The sequence below is a fragment of the Bacillaceae bacterium S4-13-56 genome (genome assembly GCA_040191315.1).
Lineage (GTDB): Bacteria > Bacillota > Bacilli > Bacillales > JAWJLM01 > JAWJLM01.
Window position 1 is genome coordinate 1 of the sequence record JAWJLM010000100.1, and the last position, 1,037, is coordinate 1,037.

The 1,037-nt window shown below is 36.5% G+C and carries 2 protein-coding genes; both read left to right on the forward strand.

The features are described 5' to 3' along the window. On the forward strand, window positions 1-197 hold a 197-nt coding region (locus tag RZN25_16790), incomplete at its 5' end, for a transposase (GenBank protein MEQ6378471.1). Between the two features lie 466 nt (window positions 198-663). After that, window positions 664-1,037, forward strand: a 374-nt coding sequence (locus RZN25_16795; protein ID MEQ6378472.1) for a DoxX family protein, incomplete at its 3' end; no start/stop codon positions are given.

Consider the following 1,037-nt stretch of genomic DNA (forward strand, 5'->3'; position numbering starts at 1 on the left):
TTCATACGGTTCTTTCGAATGCCAAAGCGTTTGTGGGCGGGACTTTCCATGGGCTGGACTCCAAACATTTGCAATCTTATTTAGATGAATTTTGTTATCGATTCAATCGACGTAAATTTGAAGGTGAGTGGTTCAGTCGCTTACTAAAGCTGTGTGCATCTTCAAGCACTATTACTTATTCTGAGCTAGTGGGATAATCATTAAAGAATTTAATTTGACGATTACAAAGAGAATCGTTTTGATGGGTTTAGAAGTAGAACATTGGGTAAAGAATTCCTTCTCATTAAAGTGTTGATTTAACAAGCTCAAACAATGATATAATACCTATTGACTAAAAATGGACACTTCGATGGATGAATTCCCCATCGAGGTGCTTTTTATTTGCTTGTTATTACTTTGAGGATAAAGAAAACCTACCTAAGTCTGCTTCTTAAAGAAAAAAAGCTTGGTGTATATAGCAAACATTAAAAAGGATGTCAATACAGTTCATGAAAAATTATTTTTTTAGTAATATCTTTTTTAACACATTGTGAACAACTGAACTTTACTATTTAATGATACTACAAATCATGATAATCTTAAGTCAGAAAGAGAACAACAAACCAACCGAAGAGGTTGGAAGCAATCATCAATTATTTTATTAAACCCAAAGGAGTGGGGAAAATGTTTGTTAAATTATTAAGAGAGAACAATGTTGTGGCTGCTGTTTTGACTGTTTTCCGTGTATATCTTGGTTGGCAATTCCTTCATGCGGGTTGGGGAAAAATCACTGGTGGTGGATTTGATGCAAGTGGATTTATGAAAGGTGCGATTGCCAATGCAACTGGCGACCATCCTGCTGTTCAAGGCTGGTGGGCAACATTCTTAGAAAACGTAGCCCTCCCATCTAGCGGATTATTCAGCTTCCTAGTCATGTGGGGAGAATTATTAGTAGGTATTGCACTTATCGCTGGTATTCTCACTACTTTTGCAACCATTATGGGAATGACTATGAACTTCGCATTCCTATTCTCTGGAACTGTAAGCACAAATGCTCA